Genomic DNA, 24,949 nt, shown 5'->3' with positions numbered 1-24,949 from the left:
TGAAGTATCATAGGATTTTTTTATAAAAACTCGAATTAACAGGTACGTTTTGTCTTGTTTAGTTTTCAAAGATCATGTTCAAAAATGGAGCGGGTGATGAGAATCGAACTCACGACATCAGCTTGGAAGGCTGAGGTTTTACCACTAAACTACACCCGCGTGGTTTGTATTGGCGCGCCCGAGAGGAGTCGAACCCCTAACCTTTTGATCCGTAGTCAAACGCTCTATCCAATTGAGCTACGGGCGCTTAATCAGGCGACTTAATTATCTTAACATATCGTTTTTCTTAAGTCAACATCTTTTTAAAATTTGTTTGCCGCATGTGTGTGAACGTCTGTGTTTCAAATACGTCATCAGCGACGAATAAAAATATACCATGAATCATATAAAAGGGTCAATACATTTTTCTAAAAAAGTTTCATGTTTTTTAAAATTGATTTTTTCTTAGATCAATAGACATGTAATAGCCCTATTTTCTTCTCTTTCTTCATAATTCCAATGATTCTTAAATAAAATCTTTCTAAATACAAAGGAGGACAAAACATGGCCACATAGAATTTTTATTTATTGGAAAATTCTTAATATTTTTCCAAGCATTTAAAGGAGGTAAGAGATGATGAAAAAGTTTATCGCTTTTCAAATCATGATCGCTTTGGTGATAGGAGCTCTTATCGGCCATTTCTTCCCTGACTTCGGAATGGCCCTCAGGCCAATTGGAGATGGATTCATCAGGCTGATTAAAATGATCGTTGTTCCAATCGTGTTCTCTACCATTGTTATTGGTGCAGCCGGCAGCGGCGGCATGAAGAAAATGGGCAGCCTTGGATTAAAGACGATCATTTGGTTTGAGGTCATCACAACCATTGTTCTTGGGATCGGGCTATTATTGGCAAATGGGCTAAAGCCTGGCGTTGGCCTCGATTTCTCTAAATTAGCTAAGAAAGATATTGGGGAATTAGATGGTTATACGGAGAAGGTCGTTGACTTTAAACAAATGGTATTAGATATCATTCCAACCAATATCGTCGATGTTATGGCTCAGAATGATTTACTTGCTGTCATTTTCTTCGCCATCTTATTTGGTGTAGCGGCAAGCGGCATCGGTAAAGCTTCTGCTCCTGTTCTCACCTTCTTTGAATCAGTGGCACAAATTATGTTTAAGCTCACACAGATGGTGATGGTGACAGCACCTATTGGAGTTCTTGCATTAATGGCTGCTTCTGTCGGCCAATATGGCATTGTTTTATTAATCCCAATGATGAAGCTTGTCGGAACAGTATTTTTAGGATTATTCATTATTCTCTTTGCTTTATTCCCTCTGGTTGCACTGATCTTCCGTTTTAACTACTTCGAAGTATTAAAAATGATTTGGGATTTGTTCCTTGTTGCCTTCTCTACTACGAGTACTGAAACTGTCCTTCCTCAATTGATGGAACGAATGGAGAAATACGGGTGTCCAAAAAGAATCGTTTCCTTTGTGATTCCATCTGGTCTTTCTCTCAATTGTGACGGATCAAGTTTATATTTATCGGTTGCCTGCGTATTCCTTGCACAAGCGTTTGGTGTCGACATGAGTCTGTCACAGCAGCTTTTAATGATGCTTGTTCTTGTGTTAACGAGTAAAGGGATTGCAGCTGTGCCATCCGGTTCACTCGTTGTTCTTTTGGCAACCGCTCATGCAGTCGGTCTTCCAGCAGAAGGCGTTGCCATCATAGCCGGTGTTGACCGAATTATGGATATGGCACGAACAGGCGTGAATGTTCCAGGGCATGCCGTTGCATGTATTGTTGTATCAAAATGGGAAAAAGTATTCCGTGAGTCGGCGTGGGAAGTTCCAAAAGCAGGTGAAGAAACAAAAGGGATGTAATGTGATATGAAGGAAAGGGTTCGCCCTTTCCTTTTTTATGCTAAAAATGTTTGCTTTAGTACGGCTTTTCCTTGAGGATGCAGCCGTACTTCTGCATATGCCCCATTAATCAGCGTCATTTGCGGCGGGACATGCCCACAATCTATGTCGTAAAAAATGGGGATTTGTAATTCCTTTTGTAATTCTTCATATACATCCTGATACTGATACCCTTCAACAGGCACATTTACTGCACTACGCCCAAACATCATACCTGAACAGTGATCAAACCAACCTGCTAGTTTTAATTGAACAAGCGATCTCTTCATACTTGCAGCATTTAATGCGCAGTTTTCGAAATACCAGAGAATCGGTTCGCCTTTTATGAATGTTTCCTGAAAAGCTTTGACGTCCCCATAAGGTGTCCCTGCTAAGTGACGTATGATATCAATACAGCCACCCATCAGTCTTCCCTTCACTGTCATTTCTTGTTGATCAACCGTATGCCACGCGGCAGGTTCTGTTAAATGAAAGACATGTTTACTCGGGTTGTCATGCTGCCATTCCTTTTGATACATAGATGAAGAAAACTGGGTTATCTCCGTCTCTGCGGAAAGTGCCCGCTCCCACATGGCAGTCGTTTGATCCAGCTCTTCTCCTCTTAGATCGACTAAGTTCGGTCCATGCGCTGTGGCAATGCCTGTTTTTAATGTCAACGCCAGCAGAAGTGCACTCGTATCTGAGTAACCAAGAATCCACTTTTTTTTCATCGATGAGAAATCGAGATGCTCTAACACTTCCATAAGCAGCTGTCCTCCCCATGGCGGGATGATGTGATCAATCTCCTCACATGTCATCATGTACTGAAGTTCGTTTGCTCGTTCTATCGCAGGCGCAGATTTTGCCTTTTCCTGCTGCCAGACCGTCTCTCCACATATGACATCGTAGCCTCTATGTTTCATTCGTTCACATGAAAGCTGAAACATGTCATGCAAAGATGGCTGTACACCTGAGGAAGGTGCTGTGACGCCAATTGTTTGTCCTTTTTGCAAATGCGGAAATTGTATCATTCTGCTTCCCCCCAACCTCTACTCTCTTCCCTGTCCATTTTAAAGAAAATGCCCCTTTTATAAGGGACATCTCTTCTTATTCCTTTTGACGCAGTACAGTATAGACTCCTGCAAAGATACATAGTATCCCAATGAATGAGCGTATCCCCATCTCTTCACCTAAAAGCAGCCAGCCGAGAGCTACCCCTACGATCGGTTGAAAGAAAAAGAACAGACCTCCGCTCGAGGCATCCATCAATTGAAGCCCTCTATTCCACAAAAAGAATGCTAGAGCTGTTGAGATGATGCCTAGATAGAGAATGCCGCCCCAAATCTCTGGCCTTGCCATCTGCTCCACCTCTAGATGAGGCAGGCGAAATAAAGCAGCTGGTGTTAAGACAATGAATGCAATGATGATCGCATATGTGGTCGTCACGACTTGAGGGTATTTTCCTGGAACTCGTTTCAGCAAAACAGACATCAGTGCCCAAGTTAAAGCAGCGAAAACTAATGAAAGACCGCCAACAAATTCATCTGTTTGCACTGCGACTGGTCCAATCATGAGCCATACACCTGCTGTCGCAAGCAGGATGGATGCGCACTTTCGAACAGTCATGGCTTCTTTTAATAGAAAGAACGCAAACAGCACCATAAAAGCAGGGGTCGCAGATGTAATCACAGCCCCCATTTGTGCCGACGTATACAGGGTGCCAATTTCTTGGGTCACAATTGATAGGAAATTTCCGATCAATCCGATCATGACAACAAGCGGGATATCTTTTTTATCTAATCGAAAGGAATAGCCCAAGCGCCAAATGGTGCACACCAGCACGATTCCAGCTACAGCATATCTCATCCATACAAGCTCAAGCGGCGGAACCACCGCTACTGTTACTTTGACAACAACGTACATGCCGCCCCAAATACTTGCAGCGATTGCTAAATAAAGGGCGCCTATATATTTTTCCTTCATCTTTTCCCCTCCGTTACTGGATATATTGACCGCCATATCCACAAACGGAGATCACTCTCCGTTATGGACGGAGGGTGTTTGGTACATCATGTTCAAATAAAGGCTTCCATTGCATTGTCGTCACCTCATTTATTTTTATTTTCAGACTACTTTATAACAAATTCTGGTTGACTTCAATCCTTTTTTGTCACCATTTTTCTTCATATAATAGAAGATAAACGGGTATTGACATGCTGAATTCGTTTTCATATAGTAAGTAAAACTATAGGTGGCCACGGAGAAAAGGAGTAGAGGACGTTGGATATCGAAGCGAGGAAACACATTCCCAGCACGGAACACGAACCGTTTCTCGAGGGAATAAAAGATTGTGTGCCAACCCTGCTCGGTTATATGAGTATTGGGTTTGCCTTCGGAATTGTTGGAATTAGCGCACAGTTAAGTATATGGGACATTGCGCTTTTATCGATTTTTATTTACGCAGGTGCTTCACAGTTTATTATCTGTGCACTGCTTGTGACAGGGAGTCCCCTTTCCGCTATAATTTTCACCACATTTATTGTCAATCTGCGGCATTTATTGCTCAGCCTGACGCTTGCTCCTCATTTTACACGCTACTCTGTGAAACAAAATATAGGATTCGGTCTATTGCTGACTGATGAATCCTTCGGTGTAGCGATAAATAAATTAGCGCAGCAAGGAAAGCTGAATAACAGGTGGATGCACGGACTGAACTTAACGGCGTATTTATGCTGGATTGCGGCCTGCATACTTGGCGGCATTTTTGGACACTGGATTTCAAATCCTGAAGCGCTTGGTCTTGATTTTGCTTTATCAGCGATGTTTGCTGCACTGTTAGTCCTTTCGTTACAGACAGTACCCAAAAATAAGTTAACTCATCGCCTGTCACTTGTGTTGTATATGGTCATTGCTATGTTTGTTCTGCTTCATTTTGTTCCATCACATGTGGCTGTTCTCATAGCAACTGTACTTGTCGCAACTATTGGGGTGGTGACAGATAAATGATTAGCAGCTTTATGTTATGGCTCATTGTTGGTTGTATGATCGTCACCGTCATTCCGAGAGTCGTCCCCTTTATATTTGTACGGAGTATTCAGCTGCCTGAAGTGGTGCTGAAATGGTTATCGTTTATTCCTATTTGTATCTTTACAGCTTTGATTGCAGAGCATCTCTTCATCCATACATCAACAGGCACAGGCGTCACCATTCACTGGATGTATCTTGCTGTCTTGACTCCTACTGTACTCATTGCTGTTTGGACAAAAAGCCTGTCACTTACTGTTCTTGCCGGCGTCATGCTGATGGGCACTGCTAGATGGTTTTTCTAAAAGAAAAAGCTTAACCACATGTGGTTAAGCTTTGTTTCATTTGACGATTCCGTATACAAATCCATCATAACCTTTTTCCCCAACCGTTTGAATCGCTGTTGCCTCTATTCTCGGCTCTTGTTTGAGTAAATCGAAAAATTCACGAGTTCCTTGTACTCGTTCATCCTCATCAGAGTCATGAAGGACTGCACCATTTCTGACGACATTGTCTGCAATAATGACTGTTCCCTTTTTCGAGAAATCTAACGCCCACTTCAGATATTTCGGATTGTTCGGTTTATCTGCATCAATGAAAATGAAATCGAATGGAAGCGCAGCCTTCTCTTTTAACTGAGATAACGTATCTAATGCCTTTCCTTCCAAAATGCTCACCCGTTCTGATAAGCCCGCTCTGCTGATGTTTTGCTGTGCGATCTGTACATGATGGCTGACAGCCTCTAATGTGATGAGTTCCCCATCTTCTTCAAGAGCACGGGCCAGCCAAATAGTACTGTATCCACCGAGTGTCCCGATTTCTAAAATGCGCTTTGCATTCTTCGTTTTTGCTAATAAATAAAGCATTTTCCCTTGGGCTGGTGACACATCAATTTCTGGCAGACCCGCTTGCTTATTATGAGTAAGGGTTTGCTCCAATACATCATCTTTAGGAATCAACTTGTCTGTGATATACTCGTCAACTTTTCCCCACACGTGCTCCATTTCATCCATCTCCCTTGATTATGTCTTCTCTCTCAAGTCTACATGATGATCGTGAGAGCGTATAATCAATTCTTTTCACACATCTATTCATTTTTTTGATGAAAGACATGTGATGAGGAATACATGAAGCAACGCACTGGTTTCGGTTCTACTCGTTCAGCTTATTTTTGACATCCCCTTTTTTATCTTGAAGCTTTCCTTTTGCTTGATCCTTTTTCCCTTCTGCTTTCAAGTTTTGATGATCGGTTGCTTCACCAAGCTTTTCTTTGACTTGACCTTTGACTTGATTTGTTTTTCCTTTCGCTTTATCCATATGTCCTTTTTCTTTACTCATTTGTTCCACCTCCACGTTTGATACTATTCATTTAGCCTTTTTGAAAGATACAAAACATCTGAGTGTGCGATGTACACGTTTCAGGTATGATAGACATTAGAAGAAGGGTTGGTGTTCTATTTCATGATCGTCTCTGAAAAAATATTCACAGTTCGTGGGTTGACCTATCATATTCCGTCCGCTTCAGCGGCTGATGCCAAGCAGTTATCAGCTCTCAGACTGAAAATCGATGGTGAAACAGAATATTTAGACCGTGAACCGGGCGAAGCCTTTCTTGATGAAAAAGCATTTGAGGCTTTGATTCAAGAAGATAGCAAGCAAAGCCGGCATTTATTTTTGGTTGCTGCTATTGAAGGAAAAATTGTCGGTTTTTCAAGATGCGAGGGCCATTCACTCAAGCGCTCTGCTCACAAAGTGACATTTGGCGTCGCCATCCAGAAAGATGCTTGGGGCTATCATATCGGGAAAGAGCTATTAGCCGCTTCAATTGACTGGGCAGATCAGCAGGGCATTCAGAAGATGTCACTTCAAGTGCTGGAAACGAACAAAAAAGCCATTCGGTTATATGAGAACCACGGCTTTTTGATTGAAGGCGTATTAAAAAACGATAAACGGCTGAGTGACGGATTATATTATGATACTGTTGTGATGGGCAGACAGCGGCCAAGCTCCTGACTACTTACATCACATAGCCCCATATCATCGAAATCGCACTGTATATCAGAAGCAGCCCCATCACATACTGGAACGGTTTTTCGTAAGCAGTCAAAAAACGCTTATACAAAGAGCCAAATAAGCTCCAGCTGAATGTACCGAGAAAGCCAATGAGTGCGAGAATCAGCGTCCATATGACATACTGCATATTAGATTGTCCATATGGCAAAACAAATGTTGAAATCACAGTCAATCCATACAAGATCGCTTTTGGGTTGATAAATTGCAGCATCATACCAGGGATAAAATGATTGTAGCGATCAAGTGTTTCGTCATCCCCGCCTTTACTTTTCATAATTTTGACCGCTAAATAAATCATGTATGCAGCTCCGATGAACGCCATGACCCATCCTATTTTCGGCATCACTTGATAAAGGATGAGATTAAAGAAGCAGCTCAAACACAAAATGACGAGAAATCCGATACCTACACCTAAACAAAATCGAAATGTTTGCTTGACCCCATATTTATTCGTAAAGACCATGGCCATGATGTTGTTGGGCCCTGGGGTAAAGCTGCTAACAAAAGCATAGATCAACATGGATACAATCAAAATGCCGCCTCCCTTATACGTTATTTAGACTTTAATTACTTTATTACGTAACGTTCGGTCTTTATAAAGTAAATAGAGAAAGGAGCTTTTTTCATGGAAGACGTACAATCGATTATTTCTAAAAATGTGAGGCTTCTGAGAGATCAAAAAAAATTAAGCCTCGAAAAGATGGCAGAATTAACTGGTGTCAGCAAGACGATGATTGGACAAATTGAAAGAGGAGAATCAACCCCTACCATCACGACTTTGTGGAAAATCACCAACGGATTAAAGGTATCTTTTAGTGAGCTCATTCACTCACCACAGCCTGAAATCAAGGTAGTACGCAAGGAAGATGCACAGGTTTTAACTGAAGATGATGGAAAATATCGTGTATACACGACTTTCCCTTTTGACGACCGGGGGAAATTTGAAATGTACCGAGTGGAAATTGATCGAGGCGGGTCTCTTCGTGCGAGTGAACACATTGGGGGAACAGAGGAATTGATCACTGTTTTTGAGGGAGTCCTTGATTTATCCATTGGTGATGAACAATACACCTTAAAAGCCGGAGACTCTATTCGTTTTAAAGCGGACCGGACGCACACGTATAAACAAACCGGAGAACAAATGGTACGGATGCAAATGATTCTTTATTATCCTCATGAAAAAAGCTGACAGGCTTGTCCACCTGTCAGCTTTGCGTTTTATTTAATTAAATCCCGGATCGCGTACCACTGTTCCAGTAAATGTGACTCTATATTTTCCTAATCCTAATTCTTCAATAGAGGTTTGTTTTAAAATCCCTACCCAGCCATCCTCTGCATATACAATACTTTCTGGGATGTTTGATGTCGTATATGTTCTTGTTACTGAAACAGTTCGACTGGCCTGAGCCGTTACTTCACTGTTTGTTTGCTCCTTTGCTTCCACTGGAGCAGTTGTGACCCCAGCACCCGTTAAGACAATTGCTCCAACCAAAACAGAAGACATGACCTTTTTCACAAAAAAATCCCTCCCTTTTTTGTTGAACGTATAAACTATACCATAATTTAGAACTTTTGTAAGTTTATTTTTTCATTTTTTTGAAAATTATGATATCATTGTCTTATGCTGGATAGAGTGCGTTACATACTTCTATGCATTTATCCTCACCTCAATCTAGTGAAACAATTGTGAACGGAGGTGATTTCATGAAAAAATGGCTCATCTGTTTTCAACTTGTTTTCCTCTTCTCCTTGGCGATCACACCATTTGCTTCTGCTGCCAAATGCCCTACAGTAAAACCATGTATCACTGATCCTTAAGCATAAGAAAAGGCCGATCAAGCCTATTCTCTTGATCGGCCTTTTTATTTATTTTTGCTCTGCTTCCCAGCGGGCAACCTCTTCTCTTACTTTAGGAGCCACTTCTTTTCCAAATAGCTCAATGGCTTTCAGCACTTGATCATGCGGCATTGAACCAACCGGTACATGAAGCATAAAACGTGTGATGCCTACATTTTTTCTAAGGTGAATGACTTTCTCTGCCACTGTATCTGGATCTCCTACATACAGCGCGCCTTCTAAAGTTCTCGCTGCATCAAACGTAGAACGAGTATAAGGTCCCCAGCCGCGCTCTCTCGCTAATGTGTTCATCACATGCTGTGTAGATGGGAAGAATTGATCTGCTGCCAGGTCTGTTTCTGCCGCAACAAATCCATGAGAATGTGATGCTACAGTTAATTTCTCAGGGTCATGTCCAGCGTGCACTGCCGCTTGCTTGTACAGCTGAACGAGCGGTGCGAACTGTCTAGGACTTCCGCCAATGATGGCAAGTACAAGCGGTAACCCTAGTAATCCAGCACGTACGACCGATTCACGGTTTCCTCCACTGCCGATCCAGATTGGAAGCGGATCTTGAACAGGTCTTGGGTACACCCCAACATCCTGAATGGATGGGCGATGCTTTCCGCTCCATGTTACACGCTCTGACTGCTGTAATTTCAACAGCAAATCAAGCTTTTCTTCAAATAATTCTTCATAGTCATCCAGGTCATAGCCAAAGAGCGGGAATGATTCAATAAATGAACCACGGCCTGCCATAATTTCTGCACGTCCGTTTGATAGTCCATCCAGCGTTGCAAAATCCTGAAATACACGAACAGGATCTGCTGATGAAAGGACTGTCACTGCACTTGTCAGACGAATATTTTTTGTTTGTGTGGCTGCAGCCGCTAAGACGACAGCTGGATTCGATGCGGCGAAATCCTCACGGTGATGCTCACCTACGCCAAATACATCGAGACCGACTTGATCTGCTAAAATAATTTCTTCTACTACTTCTCGAATACGCTGTGCGTGACTGACTGTTTTTCCTGTTTGAAAATCGGGTGTTGTTTCAACAAATGTACTAATTCCTAGTTCCATAATGGGAACCCCCTGTCTTATAAATATGTCACAAATTCAGAAACTGGCTTTCTATAGCCTCTCGCTTGTCTGCTCTCTACTTTTTCTTTTCCGAGTGTAATCATTAACACAGGAACCAAATCTGATTGAATGTTTAATACCTTTTTCATTGCTTCGGGATCAAAACCGATCATCGGGCAAGTATCCCAGCCTTTATTTTTAGCGGCAAGCATAAACAGCATGGCAGATAAGGAAGCATTGCGGATCGCCTCTTCCTTCTGGAAATCGGCTCCTCTCTGCACATAAAAGCTCATGGTCTCTCTGACCATTTCTTCATATTGCTGCGCATTGATAATGCCTAGCATTTTTAGGCCTTCATATATGTTCCCTGCGTGCTCATAAGCTTTGGGATCTCCGAGTACGATGATCGCTGCTGAAGCAGAGTGCACTTTATATTGTCCAAATGCCGCTTCTCTTACTTGTTCTTTCAGCTCTTCTGTTTGGACGACAATATATTGTGTATGCTGTAAGTTAAAAGCGGATGGTGCCAGCTTGACCTCTTCAAATATGCTGTTAAGCTCTTCTCTCGAAATCGAGATATTTGGCAAAAAATTTGATGCGGATCGTCTTTCACGTACCAACGTATCAAAGCTGAGTGTCATCTTGTTTCCCCTTTTCGCGAAGTTGTTTTGCACCTAAACCGATTTTTTTCAGTAATTCAATGAGCTGCTCTTTTTCTTCTTTTTCAATAAAGGCTAGATTTTGCGAAATGACCTCTGTGTGTTTAGGGAAAATATCGTCAAACAATTGCTTCCCTTTTTCCGTCAGCCGTACATGAAATACCCGCTTATCTGAAGGCGCACATTGCCTTTTCACCAGTTCTTGTTTTTCTAGTTTGTTCACGACATATGTCATGCTTCCACTTGGGATTGAGAGGATATCGCTAATTTTTTGAACAGGCTGAGGCCCTTTACTGTAGAGCAATTCAAGGATCTGAAAGTTTTCAAATCCGATATCATAACGTTCAATGTCTTTTTGGATATTTGTAAAAAGGGCTTGATAGGCTTTCATCCACACGCGAAATAGCCTTAAATCTAATTCATGATCATGCTGCACCATGGCAACTACTCCTTTTTCAAGAAATCCTAAAACTAGGATAAATTTATCCTAACACTAGGATATTTTCTTGTCAACGAGTTTATTTCATAAAAAAAAGACCACCTTGGTTCAGTGATCCTCTTCTTTTAAGATAAAATGCATTTCAGCAATTTGTTTATATTGATTTACTTCCTGTAATGAAAACTTGGATTCCAGATCCGCCGGCGAAAAGAGAGGAATTCCTCTTCCAATCATGACAGGTACGATTTGAAGAAAAAGCTCATCAACCAATCTTTCTTTTATGAAAGATTGAAGCAGTCCCCCGCCGCCGAAAATCCAAATATTCCGGCCTGTTTCATTCTTTAATTTTTTCACAAATGATAAGACATCTTCGCGAATGATATGGGTTCCTTCCAGACTGTCTTGTAACGTACGTGACATGATATAACAAGTCTTTCCTTCATAAGGAAACTCATCTGGTGACAGCTGAAGAACTTGTTCATATGTACTGCGCCCCATGATCAGTGTATCGACTGACGCATAAAAGGTGTCGTAGCTCGTTTCTTCTTCGCCCTCTGTCCCTATCAGCCAATCGAGCCTGTGATCCTCTCTCGCTAAATATCCATCGATACTCATCGCCCCATAAAAAAGCAGCTTCCTTTTCTCACTCACTCCCACCACTCCCTTACTTCAAATAAGAACATATATTCTATTTTATCAAAAAGGAAAGACAAAGGCTACATAACTTTTTACGATTCCTGTTCCACCTTGAGGAGAAGCTCGTATAATTTATGCGCGAGCTTGCCGGTATCAATGGTCATTTCTTCATGAATCCATTCCTCGAGTACACCCACGACCCCAGACACGACAAAAGAGGCCTCGATTTGTTCATTTGCTGTAATCGGCCGCTGATCAAGCTGCCACTCTTTCATGATTTTTTCTTTGAAAATTGCTTTGAATTGGTTTGTCGTTGGGCCATTTGGTTTTACAAATAACGTCAACATATATTGATTCTCTTTCAAGTACTCCGTCGTTTTGTTTAAAAAGGAAAGCATGTCAAGAGGGTCCTGACTTGGAAAGGATTCATCATATAACCTCCCGAGCTGATCGAATAGTTCTTTCTCAAGCTGTTCATATAAATCAAACACATCTTGATAGTGTAAATAAAAGGTTCCCCTGCCTAAATCCGCTTTCCTTGACAGCTCTGATACCGTAATCTGCTGCACATCCTTTTCCTTTAACAGCTCAAGGAAGCTTTCCCGAATGGCTCTTTTTGTTTTGATTGTTCGTCTGTCCTTCATGATATCCCCTCCATTGTTGAACAATCAGGCGCCAAATGTCTATTTATGAACAGGATCTCGTCCATTGCCGATGTTCGATTGGTTTACTTCTTATTATAATCAACACATGTTCAATAATCTATATGTGTTCAGTAAAGGAGGACCATTATATGTTTCATTTTAGACTTGCTAGAGAGGATGAACTGCCTCAAGTGGCAGAATTGTTAGATGATTCGTTTCAGGACTATTCATTTTTTGACCTATTATGTGAAAAGGTCAAAAACCGCTCTGCTTTCACTCGTCAGCTGCATTTGGTCAATACAAATGTGTATTTTCAGCATCAAATCTGTTTGGTCGGGGTTGAAAACGAGAACATTGTGTCTGCTGCCCTTTTAAAGCATCCGCGTCTTCCTGAACCAAGCGTCATGGATTACGTGTTATCAGGTGGGTTAAAGCTGCTCTTCATTGGCGGTATATCGGCGGTTCAGCATGTGTTCCGTGTGTTAAAGGAGGCGAAAAAAGCATGTTCTTCCTTAAAGCAGCCTTACTGGTATTTAGAAGCACTTGTCGTGGCAAAAGACCAGCAAGGAAAAAAACTCGGAAGCCGCATGTTAAAGCAATGCCTTTTTCCCTTTATCACCCGGCAAGGCGGCGGACTGTTTACACTGATGACACACAACGAGGCCAATCGTCATTTCTACCAGAAAAATGGCTGGATGGAATTTGATGAAAGGGTACTTCGCGGAAAGGAAATGTCCTTGGAAAGCTGGAGCTATAAAACCGTGATTAAATAAGGTATCCCCTTCAGGTGATGATATAATAGAGTCAGTTCAATCAATGATCATACTTGGAGGAGAGACTGATGATACGACGACTTGATCATATCGTGTTGACTGTACAACATATGGAGGACACCATTCGCTTTTATACAAACGTATTAGGGATGAAGGAAGAAACTTTTGGTGAAGGCCGTAAAGCGCTTCGTTTTGGTTTACAGAAGATCAACCTTCATGAAGCTGGTCATGAATTTGAGCCAAAAGCGGCTCATCCTCTTCCTGGATCTCATGATTTGTGTTTTATCACCGATTTAGACATGGACAGTTTGCTGCTGCACCTCCGGAAGCAAGTGGTCCCCATTGAAGAGGGGCCGGTCAGACGCACCGGTACATTAGGTCCAATTGAATCTGTTTATATCCGTGATCCTGATCTGAATTTAATTGAAATCTCTCGATATATAGAGGAGGGTGATCCGTCATGACTCGTATATTTTTGAGACCGATTGAAGAGCAAGATTATCCTGGTATTCAAAGAGGATGCCAGCATGCAGAAACACTTTATATGACTGGCACACGCAAAACGTTCACACTAGAAGAAATTCGCTCCGCCTATACCCGATTTTTGCAAGATGACAGCAGACGAGATTTCGCTATTTGTCTGCTAGACACGAAAGAGATGATTGGAGATGCGGCGATTGTGGACATTGATCCAATCAATCATACGGCAAGCTTCCGCATTGCGCTTCACGGGCCAGAGCATTTTCAAAAAGGCTATGGCACTGAAGCTGTTCGGATGGTTCAAGCATTTGCCTTTGACACATTAGAACTCAACCGTCTTGAGCTTGAAGTCTTTTCCCACAATCCAAGGGCTTTTCGAAGCTATGAGAAAGCCGGATTTCAATACGAAGGAAAAAGACGCCAAGCGCTCTATTTCAACGGTACATACTCAGATGTCATCATCATGGGCATCCTTCGTAAAGAATATAAAAACATGATGAATACAGATGCTCCTGCTTAAGAAGGGTCATCTTTTTTAAAAAATTGAATCCCAGTGACGATGATTAAACAAATGATGGAAGAGAGAACGATAGAGATACTCGCTAGACTAAGCACCATGCCTTCCCATCTGCCAATAAAAAAACTAACAATCAATAAAACCAAACCAAATAAAATCAAGCATATTGGGACAATGAACCCCGCATGGCGCTGCCGGCGTCTTTTCCCTGCCCACCATGAGAGACACAAGACAACGATTGTAAAAAAGGCGGTTTGCAGCCAGAACATGTGATATCAACTCCTAACCCATAACAATGGAGGTACTTCAAATGAACATTAGACCCATTGAGCAAAAAGACAACCCGTATATCGCAGCGATTATCCGCCAGTCACTAGAATCAGCGAATCTAGCGATTGAAGGAACAGCCTATACTGATCCTCAACTTGACCAGCTTTTCGAATACTATCAATCATTGACTCATGCAGCCTATTGGATTGCTGAAGAGCAGGGTGAGATTGTGGGCGGTGTAGGGATTGCTCCATTTACAAAGGGAGTATGTGAATTACAAAAGCTTTATTTAAGTCCAAAAGCACAAGGAAAAGGTGCGGGCAAAAAACTGATGGATACGGCGCTGGAATATGCCTCTGCATACTACGAAGCGTGTTATTTAGAAACCCGCCGGGAATTAACAGCAGCTATAGGCCTTTATCAGCGATATGGCTTTTCTCTTCTTTCAGAACCGCTTGAAGGCTCTGAGCATTCTGCAATGGATGCTTGGTATCTCAAAACCTTCTCATCTTGAACCATAAAACAATCGATAGGTTTTGAGCCTCTGAAAGCCTAACTTCTCTGCCAGTTTGATTGAAGCTAGGTGATGGACATCGCAATCCCAATGCGGTGTCCTCTTTTTTTCAAGACAGGTGCTGATCATATGCTGAGCTGACAGCAGCGCCAAACCTTTTCCGCGATAAGACTCATCTGTCCAAATATCTATCTCCGCAAGATCCAGACTTGAAAAAATAGAGACGCATTCACTGACCACGTTCTCTCCATTTAAAATGGCAATCCCGATTCCCTTTGATAGAAAACGAGCTGTTTCTCCCCAATAGGCTTCGTAATAGCTAGGAGGGAAAGCACGCTTGCAGTCATCACCTGCTCATTTGTCCGCTCTACTCTATAGCCTGGATGAGGCTGAGTGGCATGAGAATATGCCTGTGAATAAACGTACGCATGTCTTTCCATTTCATTCAGATGTAACCCAAGACATTTTTTCATCATTGCATCTGTTAATGGATTTGCTGAAAATAAGGTGAATCGGCCGTTTTGTCTTTTCTGCCTTTCGTACACATCCACAAGAAAGCTGAGCAGCGTAACAGCTCCGCTTCACTCCTTCCTGCTACATAATAAATGCCGCATGAAGCTTCGAGAAAATAAACAAGCGGATGCGCTTCATCATCTACATAAAGATGTCCTTGTATCATGCCATCCATGACCGCATCTACAAACACTGGATATGCCGGATCGATCTGTCTAATTCCTTTTTTCAGTGATGGTGTCTTTTGCTGCTTCAATAGATGCACGATGATCCCCCCTATCCTTCCATTATAAAGAAAAAGCGGCTGACATAGAGAATTCTTTGCCAAAAAAGGGATTTTGCATCAAAGGCGCCATTTAAAAAAAGAGACCTCATTTAAAAGGTCTCTTACATTCTGGATGATATTATTCTGCTGATGCTTCTTCTGTCACCTTCCCCTTCCAAATCAGGGTTAAGCGACTGTTTTTCGTCTCGTTCTGTTGATTTTACCGACAAACATATAGCCATATTTATAATGATTCGCTAACCATGACAATAGGATAGATCCAGCAATTGCTAGTGCTGATATTATGATTGTCCCTACAAAGAATGGATAATCTTTTAATTGTCCCCACAGCAACACAGAGATACCTAGAAAATACCCGTGAAGCAAATAGATGGTGAATGAATATTGACTAATGACAGCTACGAAAGGTGGAACGCTTTTCACTTTAGAAAACAAGAGAAAACATAAGAAGACAATACTGATTGTATAAAGAACAACGTCTGGCCTCTTAGAAGAAGGCTCGAAAAAGCCTACATATGAATTGCTTAGAAGGGTCGCTGCGGAAATCAAAACAAGTCCATACACGGCATACTTAAAACGATGAAGTCTTGTGATAAACTGCTGATAATTCACTCCACAATAATAGGCTAAACAAAAATAGAATAACCACCCTGGAAATGGAATCCATTCTAAGCCGAACATTGGATTAGGTAATTGAGGTTGTGGGATTTTGACGAGGTTCATGACACTTAAATAACCAACTGTGATGATAAAGGAGATCGGCAATACCCATTTGGCTGAGGTACGCTTAGCAATTTTGTGAAAAAACATATGCAAAAAGTAAAATTGAAAAATAATCAGAACAAAATAACCAATATAATTTCCCAATAAGACATTTGCTGAAGCTCTTTTAAAAAAGTCAGCTGCCCCTCCATTTAACGATGCCGAATGCATAAACCCATCGACAATCCCAATAAATACAAATGGGAAAAAGATGGCTTTCACTCTCTTCCACATAAATCCTTTAGGTGTACCATTTGGATAAGCATGCGCCAATAAAAACTCAGAAATGAAAATAAAACTCGGTGTACTGAACATGAGTAGTGCTACAAGAATCGATGATGATTGAGGACTAGATAAAATGGCTATTGCATGAATGAGCACAACACTCAAACACGAGATACACCGAATAAAAAAAATCTCTTTAATTTGCATTGAAAATCCCCCTCCTTTATTTGGTAAAACATGTATTAGATTAACATGAATAACGCCTTATCAACAGGGACCTTGTGATTATTTTCAAAAATCTATCCAAAAGGAACAAAAAAAAGAGCCCTAGTTAGAGCCCCTAATCTAATCAGATTCAACCGTTGCCTTCCCTTTCCAAATCAGGGTTAAGCCTAATCCAAGAAATAAGACAACACCTGCGAATAAAAATGGGAAATGAATATTTTGATCGAATAAAATGCCGCCAAGGGCCGGCCCGAAAATCGTACCTAGGCTTGTGTAGGTGGAGTTCATCCCTGCGACAAATCCTTGCTGGTTGCCAGCGATTTTGGATAAGAAGGTCGTTAATGCTGGACGCAATAAATCAAACGCAAGGAAAATGACACATGTGACAATCAGAACAACCAAAAAGCCTGAAACAACGGTTGAAACGAAAGCAAGGACAGCCCCGATAATCAGACATAGCTGAATGACTCTTTTTTCTCCTAGGGCATTTACCAGTTTACCAAACACAAGTACTTGGATGATGACTGCCACAATCGAACTGACGGTAATGATGACGGCAATATCTTTTGGACCAAATCCAAACTTATGGTTTGTGAACAAGCTAAAGACTGTTTCATATGCAGATAGTCCAAATGCGAGGACAAACACAATGATAAAGGCGATGAGGTAGCTTGGATGAATCGATTTTTTCAAATCTTTAAAGAATGTCGATTCTTTCACTTCATTCAATTGCTTCTCTCGCTCTTCTTTTGTTAAAGGCTCCTTCAGCATAAACATAGACGAAATAACGGCAATAAACGCAATCCCTGCCGCAAAGAAGAATGGCAGGCGTACGCCGTATTCTGCTATAAACCCGCCAATTCCCGGACCGATGATAAAACCAGTACTAATGGCCGCAGAGACATAGCCCATCGCCTTTGATCTTTCTTGAACGGTCGTAATATCTGCGACATACGCAGTGACAGCCGGCATAATAAATGCCGCACTAATACCGCCTAGAAGCCTTGCAAAATACAGAACATACACGTGTGTACCAAGACCAAAAACGAGTTCTGATAACGCGAATAGAAACAGCCCAGACACAATCATAATCTTTCTTCCGTAGCGGTCTACCCATCTCCCTGCAATAGGTGATGCGATGAGCTGGGCAACGGCAAACGCCGCCACAAGGTATCCCATTGTACTCCCTGTTAGATGCATAACATTCATAAATAGCGGCATGACAGGAATAATGAGACCGATGCCTAAAAACGCAATAAATATATTACTTAATAAAATCACGAGTACTGCTTTTTGCTCACGAATCGGTTTTTGCATGATGTTTGTTTCCCCTTTACTGACTCACTTGTTACTCATGATGGTTGATTCCGTGAATAAACAATGAGATCGCCTCTTTTTGTAACTCTTTCTTCTGCTCAATGGTGTCATTTTTATATAACACGTCTAATCCATAAAAAACGGAAAGTAATATTTTCACTTTTGACTCCACATGCTGGATCGACCAGCTGCCATCTTTGTTTCCTTCAAGTAAGATATCTCTCATCACATCATCAAAATCGACATCAATCTTGTTCAGCCGCTCCATGACTTCGTCTGATGTAAAAGCACTGGCACAAAATTCCTCACTCGCTCTCATTAATGGGTAGTTAATCCCCATTTGACTGAGCATCTCTGCAAATGCAGCGAGCTTATCGACAGCCCGGTGCTGTGTTTTCTTCTCCTCATGCCATGTTTCCATCATCAAACGGTGATCCTCTTCCATAATATGAAGAAACAAAAACTCTTTTCCTTTGAAATGATGATAGAGATTGCCTTTACTCACCTCAGCAGCCTCTAAAATATCGCGCACGGATGTTTCTGAATATCCTTTTTTCGCAAATAAATCACGAGAAGCGGTGACGATTTTTTGCTTCGTCTTCTCACTCTTTCCAGCCCCGCTTTGTGTACTTGTCATATGTCACAATCCCTTTCTACCCTGCATTTCTTCATACGGACAAAATAAAACCGACCAGTTGGTTTATTTTTTTATTATAAATGGATTTTCCTCATCATACAATGAAAAATGGATATACCGGTGATCTCCCTTTCAAGTATCTCGTCAATCATTTAATTCCCCTTTATATTTAACTTCACTTAAATATAAAGAATGCCTATAATAGAATAGAGGTGATGACATTGGATGAGGAAATCATTCATTACGGTAAAAAGATCATTGAATACTCGAATGCTCTAAGCTCAATTTATGTAGAAGAGCATCAGCGATTTTTAAAACATGAGTATGCAGATTTATCAGCCAAACAAGAGCTGACACTTGAGCTGCTGCGCACGAAAACAAGAACAATCAATGAATTAGCTGATTACTTTTCGATTTCTGCCAGCGCAGCTAGCCAGCTTGTATCAAAGCTTGAGCAGCTCGGCTATGTCACACGAGAAATTAATCCACATAACCGAAGAGAAATCATTGTTGATTGTGCTCAAAAGGGTCATGACTATCACAAAAATACGGAAGACATTCAATTGCACCTTATTCAAAAATATTATGCAAAACTTCCAAAAGAAGATTTAAAAACATTACTATCTCTATACGAAAAAATCTATCAGATTGCGAAAGAAGCGCCTTAATACGGTGTTTCTCTCATTAACATTTAAGCTAGATAAACTATTAAGGGGATGAAAATATGAAAAGCGTTCATTTACAAGATGGCCGCCACATCGGTTTGACTCAATACGGTGATCTTGAGGGGTTTCCAGTATTCTTTTTTCATGGGACACCTGGATCAAGAGTAATGTTTTTAGATGATGATCCAATCTCACAAGAGCTCGGCATTCGTCTCATCTGTTTGGATCGACCTGGATTTGGTTTATCCACCCCACTACCTGACCGCACAATTTTAGACTGGGCAAAAGACGTGCTGGAAGTGGCAGATGATCTTGGCATTCAACATTTTTCAGTGATGGGCGTATCTGGAGGCGGTGCATTCGCTGCTGGTTGTGCCTATCAATTGCCGGATCGCGTCCTTTCAGCCGCTCTAATCTCAAGTACAACCCCTTTTCAAAGCGGAAAACCTCCTAAAGCTATGCTGAAAGAAAATAAATTAGCCTTTTTCCTTAGTAAGAAGTTTCCTTGGCTATTGAAAGCAAGCTATCGTTCCCAGAAAAAAATGATTGAGAACAAACCAGAGAAATTTAAGAAGCTGGCCAAAAACGGGAACAAGCATTTACATCCGTGGGATCGGCAATTCCTTCAAACCGATGAGCAGTTAGAGATGATGATGACACATTTACACGAAGCGACTCGTCAATCGGTGGATGAATGTATTCGTGAACCCATTTTACTCTCGAAACCATGGACATTCGAAATGAAAGATATTCAAATCCCTGTTGATGTTTGGCATGGAAAAGAAGATACAATGGCTCCATTTGTAGAAATAGAAAAAATAGCTCAGGCGATTCCAAACGTCAAAACCTATTATATCGATCAAGCAGGGCACTTTCTTACTGATGTAGACGATATTTGGCGAGATATTTTACTCTCTTTAAAGGAGCGTGCTGAAAATGCATGAAAAAAGACCCGATGTCTTTCGGGTCTTTTTCTCCGTTAATACTGTTCATAATACCTTTGCACTTTATCTGGATCATTTGTCTTCGTTAGGGCCAGCATGAGCAAAATACGTGCTTTTTGCGGGTTTAATGAATCAGAGGACACAAAGTGATGTTCATCATCCGTTTTTTCGTGGGTGACAATTCCATTACCCGTACGGCTTGATCTCACAAGAACCACATCTTTTTTCACTGCATCTGTTGCCCCTTTGATGGCTTCTGTTGACATCGTTCCATTTCCTGCTGCAGCCACGACAATCCCTTTCGCACCTGCTTTTACTGCGGCATCATACATATATTTTTGATCATTTTGATAGCCGTATAAAATATCGACTTGAGGCAATTCTTTTATCTTTGATACATCAAATTCACTTTCAGTCGTATGTTTTCTTGTCGGTTCGTTATAAAAGGACACCACTTCACCAGTAACTTCTCCGATGTATCCTTGCTCAAGTGACTTGAAGGCATCGGTTGTGGTCGTGTTTGTTTTCGTAACAAATCGGGCTGATGCAATTCGGTCATTTAATGTGACCATGACCCCTTTGCCCTTTGCTTCTTTGGTTGATGCAATTTTCACTGCATGATACAAGTTGAGCGGACCATCCGCACTGATTGCCGATGCTGGTCTCATTGAGCCAACGACCACCACAGGCTTATCACTTTTGACAACCAGATGTAAAAAGTAAGCTGTCTCTTCAAGGGTATCTGTTCCATGCGTAATGACAATGCCATCTACTTGATCATCTTTTAATAGTTCATTCACTCGCTTGGCTAATTTTAAAAGAAGAGCGTTATCAACATTTTCACTGCCAACATTCGCAACCTGCTCACCCGTGACATTTGCAATATCCTTCAGCTGTGGAACGGAAGCAATGACTTTATCAATGCCGAGTGAACCAGATTTATAGCCCGTCGTATCTGTATCACTGTCTGAACTGCCAGCAATCGTCCCGCCCGTGGCTAATACCTTAATATTTGATAAGGACTTATTCCCTGTTTCAACCGCCTTGTGTTTCTCTTTTGTTTCATTGGATACGTTTTCTTTTTCGCTTTGAGTATTCTCTTGAGTACCTGTGTTCGCACAGGCTGCTGTCACCAATAATAAAACAGAAAGAAAGACAGCACCTAACCATTTTGTCATGTTCATTGGATCATCTCTTTTCCTCATTTGATGGATTTATGGCTAAACTCTACCTATAGGATTTACTTTATACCATACCTTCATTCATCGACATGAGGCTAAAGGTATAGAACCAAATAAAGGTAAAAAGGGCGTTATATTAATGATTTATTCAATTCTTAGTACCTAAATTTGCTGTAATTAAATTGAATATTGAAGGTGGCATATTTTCAAAATAACCGATGCTCGATAATGAATTTATGATAAAATATAGTAAATTTTACAAAAAAGGAGTATACATTTTGCATTCGCTTCAACCCTTTTACAAAATCCTAATCACTCTATTCATCAGCTCTATTTTACTCGGCTTGTTTGTCTGCTTATTTCCACCTATTCAAGCTGAGCCTGCGTTTCTGATATTTTACATTCCTATCTTTTTTGTTTTTTATTTCGTCTTTGCGGTTCCTTTGCAGTTATTGTTTTCTTTGCAGCCAAAGGCTTTCCATCCTCTTTATTTAGCTGCGTATTTACTGATTGCAATGGTTGTCATGCTCTTTTTCATCGATGGTATTGGGAGCCAGGCGTCTTTACCAATTATCATCATGAGCAGTCTTATCTACTGGACTTGTGATTCTTTGTTTTATCAAAGAATGCATGAAAAAAACACCTAACGCGAAGGTGTTTTTTCATTAGTTTCTTTAAAGCATTTTTCTCATCAAATAACAGCTATCCATTTTGAGCGATCTTCCTAGGACGTACAATATCCTGTTCTATATAGTGACGAAGAGTATATTTTGTGATGCTTAATCGCCTTCACTCGTTACATACCTCCTATGCTTGACCAAACAGTCAATCACATAAAAAAATCACTGAGGAAATCTACCTCAGTGATGGGAATTGTTATTTCATACTTGTTCCAGCGTGTGAAAAGATCGGATCTTTTAATTCAAATTCGAATGTCTTTCCGTCCACAATACCGACTGTTTTTTCACTGTCATAAAGCTCAAGCAGACAAGCTGCCATTTCTTTTGATGTATGATATTTCTTGACATTGCCTTCATATTCAAATTCGTCTACACCCAATGAACGCTTTGCAAATTCTGATTCTGTCGCGGATGGCGCTAATACTTTTGCCTGTAATTTGGCTCCTTTTCCCTTCAACTCTAGGGCCAGCCCTTCTGTAAAGGCGCTCACGTAAAACTTCGTTGCTGAATAGGTGACGGCATTGCCGACGACTGTGTAGCCGGCTCGTGAAGAAATGTTAATGAGCTGAGCTCCCTCTACTTGCTCATAATCACGAACAAATAAGGTGGATAGAATCGTTAATGCTTCGATATTCAGATGAAGCATATCCCCAATTTTACTTAAATCTTGTTCTCCTATAGAGCCAAAGTGACCAAACCCTGCATTATTAATGAACGTATCCAGCTCATAATCTGACAATGATTCATAAAATGAATACACTTGCTCTATGTTTGTTAAATCGACTGACTGTATGACTACTTTGATATCGGGATATTGATCATGAATCTTCTTCTTCAATTCTTGGAGTTTATCGAGCCGGCGTGCAGCTAATATAAGATTTTTTCCTCGTGCTGCAAAGGCGAGAGCCGCCTCATATCCAATACCTGAGCTTGCTCCTGTAATGACTGTATAGCCCATTTTATATCCCCCTATTCGTGTCTTCTAACTGGTTAAATTATAACGACAGCATTTCGCTCAAGTCAATTTTGAAGAGAGTCAAAGGGCATTATGTAACTTAGATACAGCTCCTCAGTCACTTCCTTTTGAATCATTTAGGAGGATATCATGTTGAGATTTTTTTGTTAATTTTTGAAAAATCAATTGGTAGGAATGTTCGATTAATTCCTTTACAAATGAGAAAGAAATGTCTGCATCAAGGTAAATGGAATTCCAATGAGTTTTATTCATATAGTAGCCAAGGATAATTCCTACATGCATCTCTCTTAGTTCTTCAGTACGATGAGGATCACATTTTAACGTGATGACAGGCTTTCGATTCGCATCTCCCCCCATCATAGCAAACATCTTTCCGTCAATATGATAACGATCTGCCTGCCACTCAGGTTGATAATCATGCGTGTTCCTTTTAAAGACAGACAAAATGCCTGTAGCTGTTCTTTTTTCATTTCATTAGTTCCTTTTTAAGAGATCATCTATTCTTTCTATTATATCGACAACGAGTAAAGATATCTGACCCTTTTTACATTTACTTTTTTCAGAAACAATAATAAAAGCACAGGTCCATTATCTCCTGTGCTTTTGAATCACTCTGCTTTTTTATTCAAACGCTTTCTTTAATTGATCCCCCATCAGATGCCAAGCCTCTTCAGCTATGGCTAAATCTCCGGCGTGCGTGAAGCCGTGTGGAACGCCTTTAAATTGTTTGTACGTGACGTCTACCCCTGCTTCTTTTAACTTGGCAGCATATTGCTCGGCTTCTTCAGCCAGCGAATCCTTCTCTGCTGTGATGACGAGAGCTGGAGGCATTTGTGCTAAGGATGAACGATCTGCAAAAACCGGAGAAACGAGCGGATTGTGCGGATCTTGGCCTTGCAGATAGAAGGAATTAAAGAGTCTCGCCAATTCAACTGGGATCGCTTCTTCAAACGCTGGCTTTTGTGCTGGATCAGTGGCTAGATCGAGCGGCGGATAATCAAGCACTTGATAGGCAATTGGGAGTTTATTTCCTTTTTGAATATTCAATAGACAAGCAGCCGTTGCCAAATTTCCTCCTGCGCTATGTCCGCCAATGGCTAATGCATTCCGATCGATTTGAAGCTCATCAGGATGTTCATACAGCCACTTCAGTACATCGTAGCATTCATGAAGAGCGGCCGGGAAAGGGTGCTCGGGTGCAAGCTGATACTCGACATTGACAACGATACATTGCGCCCGGTCTGCAATGACTGGACACCATGGATTATCCATTTCAGCACTGCCCATGATAAATCCGCCGCCATGTAAATTCACAAAAACAGGAAGCAGCTGTTTGGATGTGTTCACTGGCTTAAATACCCACACCTTTGTTTCGCCAGCACTTGTTGGAATATCATATTCCATTTTGTTCACTTCAGGAGGATTTACTGGCTTTAGTTCCGATTGACTCGCTAATGAACCTTCAGATGGCTGGCGTAATGACGCAGCGATTTTGATTTGTTCTTCTAAGTTCATGATCTCAGACTCCTATCTTATTCATTTCTTAGTTACTCATTCGTTTCCTTTTCCTCTTTTCCTCCTACTGAATCAGCAGCAAATTTTCAATGTTCATTTTTTACCTATCTCCCCGTTTTCACTCTCTTTGAAACAAGCATTGAGCAAATAAAAAAAGCACTGCGGCGCTAGTCCTCAGTGCTTTTCATCT

32 protein-coding genes, 2 tRNA genes and 1 pseudogene are annotated in these 24,949 nt (G+C 41.1%); 12 read left to right on the top strand and 23 right to left on the bottom strand.

All coding sequences use genetic code 11. The annotated features are described in order from the left end of the window. Nucleotides 1–85 precede the first annotated feature (85 nt). Together M1D81_RS02960 and M1D81_RS02955 are read right to left on the bottom strand one after the other, a co-directional pair. Nucleotides 86–159: transfer RNA gene (locus M1D81_RS02960), tRNA-Gly, on the bottom strand. Between the two features lie 11 nt (nt 160–170). Further along, nucleotides 171–247 (bottom strand) — tRNA-Arg (locus M1D81_RS02955). Between the two features lie 369 nt (nt 248–616). Here M1D81_RS02955 and gltP point away from each other — a divergent pair. Then, nucleotides 617–1,867 (top strand): glutamate-aspartate/proton symporter GltP, encoded by a 1,251-nt coding sequence (gene gltP / locus M1D81_RS02950; RefSeq protein ID WP_024425437.1) that lies wholly within the window; start codon nt 617–619, stop codon nt 1,865–1,867. A gap of 35 nt (nt 1,868–1,902) precedes the next feature. Here the strand turns inward: gltP and M1D81_RS02945 are convergent, their stop codons facing one another. Then, complete coding sequence (locus M1D81_RS02945) at nt 1,903–2,916, bottom strand: S66 family peptidase (RefSeq protein ID WP_456265677.1); 1,014 nt, start codon at nt 2,914–2,916, stop codon at nt 1,903–1,905. A gap of 76 nt (nt 2,917–2,992) precedes the next feature. Next, complete coding sequence (locus tag M1D81_RS02940; RefSeq protein ID WP_456265678.1) at nt 2,993–3,868, bottom strand: DMT family transporter; 876 nt, start codon at nt 3,866–3,868, stop codon at nt 2,993–2,995. A 297-nt stretch (nt 3,869–4,165) separates the two neighbouring features. Between M1D81_RS02940 and M1D81_RS02935 the strand changes: the two genes are divergently transcribed. Together M1D81_RS02935 and M1D81_RS02930 are read left to right on the top strand one after the other, a co-directional pair. Beyond that, a complete protein-coding gene (locus tag M1D81_RS02935) occupies nt 4,166–4,891 on the top strand; it encodes an AzlC family ABC transporter permease (RefSeq protein ID WP_024427788.1) in 726 nt (241 codons plus the stop codon). Continuing rightward, the gene (locus tag M1D81_RS02930; RefSeq protein WP_025093547.1) at nt 4,888–5,214 is read left to right on the top strand and encodes an AzlD domain-containing protein; all 327 of its coding nucleotides are present in this window, start codon (nt 4,888–4,890) and stop codon (nt 5,212–5,214) included. Before M1D81_RS02935 ends, M1D81_RS02930 begins: the two co-directional genes overlap by 4 nt. 36 nt (nt 5,215–5,250) lie before the next feature. On the opposite strand, the gene M1D81_RS02925 is transcribed toward M1D81_RS02930, so the two are convergent. Beyond that, the gene (locus M1D81_RS02925) at nt 5,251–5,913 is read right to left on the bottom strand and encodes an O-methyltransferase (RefSeq protein ID WP_025093548.1); all 663 of its coding nucleotides are present in this window, start codon (nt 5,911–5,913) and stop codon (nt 5,251–5,253) included. A 148-nt stretch (nt 5,914–6,061) separates the two neighbouring features. Then, on the bottom strand, nt 6,062–6,247 hold the full coding sequence (locus tag M1D81_RS02920) for a CsbD family protein (protein WP_024427790.1): 186 nt from the start codon (nt 6,245–6,247) through the stop codon (nt 6,062–6,064). A gap of 123 nt (nt 6,248–6,370) precedes the next feature. Between M1D81_RS02920 and M1D81_RS02915 the strand changes: the two genes are divergently transcribed. After that, nucleotides 6,371–6,922, top strand: a complete 552-nt coding sequence (locus M1D81_RS02915; RefSeq protein ID WP_456265679.1) for an N-acetyltransferase family protein — start codon at nt 6,371–6,373, stop codon at nt 6,920–6,922. Between the two features lie 4 nt (nt 6,923–6,926). On the opposite strand, the gene M1D81_RS02910 is transcribed toward M1D81_RS02915, so the two are convergent. Continuing rightward, nucleotides 6,927–7,514 carry a LysE family transporter gene (locus M1D81_RS02910; RefSeq protein WP_024425429.1) on the bottom strand — a complete coding sequence of 196 codons (588 nt, stop codon included), beginning with the start codon at nt 7,512–7,514 and terminating at the stop codon, nt 6,927–6,929. A gap of 93 nt (nt 7,515–7,607) precedes the next feature. Here M1D81_RS02910 and M1D81_RS02905 point away from each other — a divergent pair, with 93 nt between their 5' ends. Continuing rightward, complete coding sequence (locus M1D81_RS02905; protein ID WP_456265680.1) at nt 7,608–8,171, top strand: helix-turn-helix domain-containing protein; 564 nt, start codon at nt 7,608–7,610, stop codon at nt 8,169–8,171. A 33-nt stretch (nt 8,172–8,204) separates the two neighbouring features. On the opposite strand, the gene M1D81_RS02900 is transcribed toward M1D81_RS02905, so the two are convergent. The 6 genes from M1D81_RS02900 to M1D81_RS02875 all read right to left on the bottom strand — a co-directional run bounded on the left by M1D81_RS02900 (nt 8,205) and on the right by M1D81_RS02875 (nt 12,279). Further along, nucleotides 8,205–8,498 (bottom strand): hypothetical protein, encoded by a 294-nt coding sequence (locus M1D81_RS02900; protein ID WP_025093551.1) that lies wholly within the window; start codon nt 8,496–8,498, stop codon nt 8,205–8,207. Nucleotides 8,499–8,848: 350 nt separating this feature from the next. Continuing rightward, a complete protein-coding gene (locus M1D81_RS02895; protein WP_024425426.1) occupies nt 8,849–9,901 on the bottom strand; it encodes an LLM class flavin-dependent oxidoreductase in 1,053 nt (350 codons plus the stop codon). A 17-nt stretch (nt 9,902–9,918) separates the two neighbouring features. Continuing rightward, nucleotides 9,919–10,542, bottom strand: a complete 624-nt coding sequence (locus tag M1D81_RS02890) for a nitroreductase family protein (protein ID WP_056768413.1) — start codon at nt 10,540–10,542, stop codon at nt 9,919–9,921. Next, nucleotides 10,526–10,999: a MarR family winged helix-turn-helix transcriptional regulator gene (locus M1D81_RS02885; RefSeq protein ID WP_041116800.1), complete on the bottom strand. Its 474-nt coding sequence runs from the start codon at nt 10,997–10,999 to the stop codon at nt 10,526–10,528. The genes M1D81_RS02890 and M1D81_RS02885 overlap by 17 nt, the downstream gene beginning before the upstream one ends. Nucleotides 11,000–11,107: 108 nt before the next feature. Beyond that, nucleotides 11,108–11,650 carry a dihydrofolate reductase family protein gene (locus M1D81_RS02880; protein ID WP_456265681.1) on the bottom strand — a complete coding sequence of 181 codons (543 nt, stop codon included), beginning with the start codon at nt 11,648–11,650 and terminating at the stop codon, nt 11,108–11,110. Between the two features lie 77 nt (nt 11,651–11,727). Further along, nucleotides 11,728–12,279, bottom strand: coding sequence for a TetR/AcrR family transcriptional regulator (locus tag M1D81_RS02875; RefSeq protein ID WP_456265682.1), 552 nt, complete (start codon nt 12,277–12,279; stop codon nt 11,728–11,730). A gap of 149 nt (nt 12,280–12,428) precedes the next feature. On the opposite strand from M1D81_RS02875, the gene M1D81_RS02870 reads away from it, so the two are divergent. The 3 genes from M1D81_RS02870 to M1D81_RS02860 all read left to right on the top strand — a co-directional run bounded on the left by M1D81_RS02870 (nt 12,429) and on the right by M1D81_RS02860 (nt 14,052). Beyond that, nucleotides 12,429–13,052 carry a GNAT family N-acetyltransferase gene (locus M1D81_RS02870; protein ID WP_456265683.1) on the top strand — a complete coding sequence of 208 codons (624 nt, stop codon included), beginning with the start codon at nt 12,429–12,431 and terminating at the stop codon, nt 13,050–13,052. Between the two features lie 68 nt (nt 13,053–13,120). After that, complete coding sequence (locus tag M1D81_RS02865) at nt 13,121–13,516, top strand: VOC family protein (protein ID WP_024425420.1); 396 nt, start codon at nt 13,121–13,123, stop codon at nt 13,514–13,516. Next, a complete protein-coding gene (locus tag M1D81_RS02860; protein ID WP_456265684.1) occupies nt 13,513–14,052 on the top strand; it encodes a GNAT family N-acetyltransferase in 540 nt (179 codons plus the stop codon). Before M1D81_RS02865 ends, M1D81_RS02860 begins: the two co-directional genes overlap by 4 nt. Here M1D81_RS02860 and M1D81_RS02855 read toward each other — a convergent pair. Next, nucleotides 14,049–14,318, bottom strand: coding sequence for a YesK-like family protein (locus M1D81_RS02855; protein WP_024425418.1), 270 nt, complete (start codon nt 14,316–14,318; stop codon nt 14,049–14,051). The genes M1D81_RS02860 and M1D81_RS02855 overlap by 4 nt on opposite strands. Nucleotides 14,319–14,359: 41 nt before the next feature. On the opposite strand from M1D81_RS02855, the gene M1D81_RS02850 reads away from it, so the two are divergent. Continuing rightward, a complete protein-coding gene (locus M1D81_RS02850; RefSeq protein WP_025093555.1) occupies nt 14,360–14,833 on the top strand; it encodes a GNAT family N-acetyltransferase in 474 nt (157 codons plus the stop codon). On the opposite strand, the gene M1D81_RS02845 is transcribed toward M1D81_RS02850, so the two are convergent. The 5 genes from M1D81_RS02845 to M1D81_RS02825 all read right to left on the bottom strand — a co-directional run bounded on the left by M1D81_RS02845 (nt 14,825) and on the right by M1D81_RS02825 (nt 18,798). Continuing rightward, complete coding sequence (locus M1D81_RS02845; protein ID WP_456270897.1) at nt 14,825–15,091, bottom strand: GNAT family N-acetyltransferase; 267 nt, start codon at nt 15,089–15,091, stop codon at nt 14,825–14,827. The two genes, M1D81_RS02850 and M1D81_RS02845, sit on opposite strands and share 9 nt — an antisense overlap. 226 nt (nt 15,092–15,317) lie before the next feature. Continuing rightward, nucleotides 15,318–15,611 carry a hypothetical protein gene (locus M1D81_RS02840; protein ID WP_456265685.1) on the bottom strand — a complete coding sequence of 98 codons (294 nt, stop codon included), beginning with the start codon at nt 15,609–15,611 and terminating at the stop codon, nt 15,318–15,320. 186 nt (nt 15,612–15,797) lie between these two features. Continuing rightward, complete coding sequence (locus M1D81_RS02835; protein WP_125587421.1) at nt 15,798–16,826, bottom strand: acyltransferase family protein; 1,029 nt, start codon at nt 16,824–16,826, stop codon at nt 15,798–15,800. Between the two features lie 138 nt (nt 16,827–16,964). Continuing rightward, on the bottom strand, nt 16,965–18,161 hold the full coding sequence (locus M1D81_RS02830; RefSeq protein ID WP_456265686.1) for an MFS transporter: 1,197 nt from the start codon (nt 18,159–18,161) through the stop codon (nt 16,965–16,967). 31 nt (nt 18,162–18,192) lie between these two features. Further along, a complete protein-coding gene (locus tag M1D81_RS02825; RefSeq protein ID WP_024427803.1) occupies nt 18,193–18,798 on the bottom strand; it encodes a TetR/AcrR family transcriptional regulator in 606 nt (201 codons plus the stop codon). A 215-nt stretch (nt 18,799–19,013) separates the two neighbouring features. Here M1D81_RS02825 and M1D81_RS02820 point away from each other — a divergent pair, with 215 nt between their 5' ends. Beyond that, nucleotides 19,014–19,466, top strand: coding sequence for a MarR family winged helix-turn-helix transcriptional regulator (locus M1D81_RS02820; protein ID WP_456265687.1), 453 nt, complete (start codon nt 19,014–19,016; stop codon nt 19,464–19,466). Between the two features lie 56 nt (nt 19,467–19,522). Continuing rightward, nucleotides 19,523–20,407: an alpha/beta fold hydrolase gene (locus M1D81_RS02815; protein WP_456265688.1), complete on the top strand. Its 885-nt coding sequence runs from the start codon at nt 19,523–19,525 to the stop codon at nt 20,405–20,407. Nucleotides 20,408–20,442: 35 nt separating this feature from the next. Here the strand turns inward: M1D81_RS02815 and M1D81_RS02810 are convergent, their stop codons facing one another. Continuing rightward, nucleotides 20,443–21,591 carry a type II asparaginase gene (locus M1D81_RS02810; protein WP_456265689.1) on the bottom strand — a complete coding sequence of 383 codons (1,149 nt, stop codon included), beginning with the start codon at nt 21,589–21,591 and terminating at the stop codon, nt 20,443–20,445. Nucleotides 21,592–21,866: 275 nt separating this feature from the next. Between M1D81_RS02810 and M1D81_RS02805 the strand changes: the two genes are divergently transcribed. Beyond that, the gene (locus M1D81_RS02805) at nt 21,867–22,235 is read left to right on the top strand and encodes a UPF0715 family protein (protein ID WP_025093561.1); all 369 of its coding nucleotides are present in this window, start codon (nt 21,867–21,869) and stop codon (nt 22,233–22,235) included. Between the two features lie 229 nt (nt 22,236–22,464). Here M1D81_RS02805 and M1D81_RS02800 read toward each other — a convergent pair whose 3' ends face one another. From M1D81_RS02800 to M1D81_RS02790, 3 genes and pseudogenes are all read right to left on the bottom strand, one after another. Then, complete coding sequence (locus M1D81_RS02800; protein ID WP_456265690.1) at nt 22,465–23,226, bottom strand: SDR family NAD(P)-dependent oxidoreductase; 762 nt, start codon at nt 23,224–23,226, stop codon at nt 22,465–22,467. Between the two features lie 111 nt (nt 23,227–23,337). Then, nucleotides 23,338–23,714 (bottom strand): annotated as a pseudogene (locus M1D81_RS02795) (MmcQ/YjbR family DNA-binding protein). A 151-nt stretch (nt 23,715–23,865) separates the two neighbouring features. Continuing rightward, nucleotides 23,866–24,759 (bottom strand): alpha/beta hydrolase, encoded by an 894-nt coding sequence (locus M1D81_RS02790; RefSeq protein ID WP_456265691.1) that lies wholly within the window; start codon nt 24,757–24,759, stop codon nt 23,866–23,868. Nucleotides 24,760–24,949: the final 190 nt, after the last annotated feature.

It is taken from the genome of Bacillus sp. JZ105, assembly GCF_053903125.1.
The sequence above is the reverse complement of the archived record's forward strand: the minus strand, read 5'-3'. Positions and strand labels throughout refer to the sequence as shown.